The sequence below is a fragment of the Neptuniibacter pectenicola genome, from assembly GCF_001597735.1.
Lineage (GTDB): Bacteria > Pseudomonadota > Gammaproteobacteria > Pseudomonadales > Balneatricaceae > Neptuniibacter > Neptuniibacter pectenicola.
Window position 1 is genome coordinate 1 of record NZ_LUTS01000028.1, and the last position, 3,728, is coordinate 3,728.

Annotated in this window: 5 protein-coding genes; all 5 read left to right on the plus strand. The window is 40.1% G+C overall.

The window, feature by feature from the left end; translation table 11 throughout:
* Positions 1-188: hypothetical protein (locus A3773_RS18395; protein ID WP_231902229.1), on the plus strand; the 188-nt coding region annotated here is incomplete at its 5' end.
* A gap of 75 nt (positions 189-263) precedes the next feature.
* Positions 264-533, plus strand: coding sequence for a hypothetical protein (locus A3773_RS16615; RefSeq protein WP_067988569.1), 270 nt, complete (start codon positions 264-266; stop codon positions 531-533).
* A 2-nt stretch (positions 534-535) separates the two neighbouring features.
* Complete coding sequence (locus A3773_RS16620; RefSeq protein WP_067988573.1) at positions 536-1,090, plus strand: ABC-three component system protein; 555 nt, start codon at positions 536-538, stop codon at positions 1,088-1,090.
* Positions 1,084-1,599: an ABC-three component system middle component 5 gene (locus A3773_RS16625; RefSeq protein WP_067988575.1), complete on the plus strand. Its 516-nt coding sequence runs from the start codon at positions 1,084-1,086 to the stop codon at positions 1,597-1,599. The genes A3773_RS16620 and A3773_RS16625 overlap by 7 nt, the downstream gene beginning before the upstream one ends.
* A complete protein-coding gene (locus A3773_RS16630) occupies positions 1,596-3,491 on the plus strand; it encodes an ATP-binding protein (protein WP_067988577.1) in 1,896 nt (631 codons plus the stop codon). The genes A3773_RS16625 and A3773_RS16630 overlap by 4 nt, the downstream gene beginning before the upstream one ends.
* The last annotated feature ends 237 nt before the right edge of the window (positions 3,492-3,728 follow it).

Sequence of the window (3,728 nt, forward strand, 5' to 3'; positions counted from 1 at the left end):
GATATAAATCGCTATGGATGGTGACCTTCCTACAGAGGACTTTCACCTCATTAGTTCATGCCCATGCTGGGCGTACACAAGTTAATCAAAGTTCGCCTGCGGCTGGACGCGCTAACGCGCGCCCTTTATTAATGCGTTATACGTTGATCATATTAAGGCTGATCAAGTATAGGGGTTGGATTAAATGAAATAGCAATAGCAGGATTGAAAGAAATAATAGGTAATTTAATTACTAAGTAGACGTGTTAGACAGAGTGAAGAATATGGATCCGTTTTGGAAATTGGCAGTAAAAACTACTGGTGCTGTGGGCGTATTAGGACTACTGTTCAGCATGTTATTAAAAGTCCTCTTTCAACAGCAAATTATTGAGCTTTTTGGTAGCGATAAGATGTTCTACATCGTGATTTTGATAATTTGTGTGTTTGGCCTAGCCTTGTTGCTCGCTATCACGAAAGGAAAACAGCGAGCCACTCAGGGGCCGTCAGTTGTCTATCGTGATCACTCGAAACACCAAGGCGATAACAGGTTTTAAATATGTCCAAGGAGATTTCTTATCAGGATCACGCCAACCATATTGGTAATAACTACTTTGGGAATGTGGTTCAGGCCAAAGACAGTGCGCTTGAAAAGGTTATACAAAAAATCCTTGCGGCTTCTAAAGAAAATCAAGAGCTAGTTGATATTATTGAGGAGCTCACAGAGTATGTGACAGCTCATCCATACAGAGAAATTATTGGCCTTGAAAATAAGTTAAAAAATGGTGGCCGAGCAGACCTTCTTGGAAATGCGATACGGTATAAGGGGAAATTTGCTAGACGGGTTTGTAAATCACAGATGTCTCTAACCGAACAAAAAGTGTATGTGCAAATCCTATCTCATATATTGATTGGTTTTGACCAGTTTGTACGACCAAGAATCAGGGAAAACGCTCCTACGTCAGAGGTTGATATAATAATCTATGAAAAAATTATAGAGCCTGCACATAGTGCAATTATTGAGTTTGACGATGAGGTAACAAAAGAATTAATCCTTGGTATGTTGTTTTTTCTTACAGGGAAATGTCATTTGGTATGGGATGAGACATGCTGATATATCACCCGATTCATGATGTTAACCACTGCGTGTATCGCTTGTTGCTGATACTTGAAACTACACAGCATTCTACAATAGATATCGATTTGTATAGAATTGTTGATTTCTATACGATCTTTCCCAGTTTGTTGAAAAATATTAAGCCGTTTCCTGCTGAATTATCCGCGTTCAAGCGAGTGTTAAAAGAAATCCCAGAACCCTATGAAAGACTCACGAATGTAAAGAGAACTATGCATGAGTTGGAACCTATTCAAACTACAGCAATACAGAATCTATTGGCAAAAAATATTATCGACCTCGAGGCCTTTAGAGCAAGAAAGTTAGAGCGAACTGATACTGAACTTCCTCAGGAAATTGCGGCTGGCTTAAGAGAGAGTGTGCTGGCTAACGAAGAGTGGTTCAGAATGCTCATAAACGAGTTCCCAACAATTAGTTTCACCGGGAGAAAAGGATTGAAGGCAAGAACGGGTTTAATGGAATTTCGTTACGATGTGGAGCCAGTATGAGTAAGTCAACCTTGAGGCTTGGCCGTTTACTGATATTGCGCGGTTCAAAACATGTATACGATCAAGAGTTTCATCCAGGGGTAAATATAATTCGTGGTTGGAATTCAACCGGAAAGTCCACAATTATGGATTTTCTAGTCTATGTGCTGGGATATGAAATAGTTTCTTGGACAGAAGAGCAGCTGTTATGCAGCTCCGTCATTGCAGAAATATTTATTAATGGTGTACAGGTTTGTCTTAAAAGAGATATTTCTGAGACCGGTCAGGCCCCGACGCTAATATTTGAAGGTGACTATGATGCAGCGTCTAAAGACAGTGAGAACTGGCTGAGGTACTCATCTCGGCGGTCAGCTGAGAGGCATAGCTTTTCGCAGCAGATGTTCGATATGTTAGATCTTCCAACTCATAAGAACGATGACGATGCAAACCTAACAATGCATCAGATTTTGCGGTTACTCTATGTTGATCAGCTCACCTCAACCAGTAAGTTACTTAAAGCAGATGATCAACACGACAATGCTACTATTCGGAGAGCTATAGGAGAGTATTTGCTTGGTATTGATGACCTGGAATCTCATAATATTCGGCAAGATCTGATGGTAGCGAATAAGATCTTTGAGGCAATTAACGGTGAGTTAAAAGCTATTTATAGAATGTTTGGAAATGATGCTTCATCAATTAATAGAGAAGTTTTGAACGGTGAAATTTCTGAAGTTAATAATTCAATTGACTTGTTAATAGCAAAACGCAGTGATATTCAGGCATCTACACACGAAAAACTCGATGAGGCTGCAGAGAGGAAAACTGCTGAGCTAGTCAATGAAATTAGTAGGTTGAATGCTGAGATTGATAATTTACAGGATGTGCGGCGCTCTACAAACATTGAGCTATTAGATACTAAACATTTTCTGGATAGCTTGCAGCACAGACTAAGTTCGTTAAACGAATCAAAGCTAGTTAATGGCAGCCTTGGTGGCATCTCATTTAAGTATTGTCCTTCTTGTTTAACTGAAATCGCAGTCGATACGGAAGGGCATTCCTGCGGCCTGTGCAAGGCTGATATAGGCGATAAAGAGAGGGATTTTGCCTATATCCAAATGATGAATGAAATAAATTTTCAGATTAAAGAAAGTCTAGCTCTAGTAGAGGATTTTCAGAATACTGTCGATGTTTGTAATTCAAAAATTCCTGCTTTTAGGCGACAGTTGTCGATCCTTAAGGAAGAATATAATGATCTTGTATCATTCACTGATAACAGGAGCGCATTGATCGCAGAGGTATCTACTGAGATAGGGTATCAAAAAAGCATGGTTGCAACCTTAGAAGAAAAGTTGGAATTTGTAGAGAAGGTAGAAGGTTTACAGCGGAAAAAGGCCGGTGCGCAGGGCGAAATAACAGTCCTGGAAGATAGGCTTGAAGCTCTGAAAGCTAAGAATAAAAACCGCTTTGAAACAGTTTACAAAGAGATTGAGGGAATTTCATCAAAGTTATTGGTTGATGATGGTGGTGAGCAATCATTCAAGGAGCCGGAGTATGTGTTTTTTGATTTTGCTAAGGACAGTATGGCTGTAAATGGTAGAGGTAAGTTCTCTGCAAGCTCAATGGTTATTTTGAAAAATAGCCTGCGTTTCGCATTTTTCTTGCAAGCGCTCCAAGATAAGGATTCCAGAATTCCTAATTTCTTGATAATGGATAACATTGAGGATAAAGGGATGGTAGCTAAGCGTAGCCAAAACTTTCAGCATCTAATAATCGATGCATGTAAAGATGTGACGGCCGATTATCAGTTAATTTTCACAACATCTATGATTGCAGAAGATCTCAATGATACTCCCTACTGTGTTGGCCCCTATTACCCTGAAGGTTCTTACACGTTAAATCTAACTAATTAGCAGCTTAGTAAAGGGGTAAGAGTTTACCGCTAATGTCAGTTTTTGGCCAAAATTGAACATGGCTACGTGATGCAGGTAACGTATAATCGGGTAGCCGAGGGTCTCTAACCCTCAGCCCCCACAACACCCTGCATGCGGATCCGCACAGGGCGTTTCACTGAGAATGGTGAAGCTTGATCCATCCATCGCGCAATTCATAAAGCCCCTGAGATTTTAAGTAAGCATTGGATAATGCCT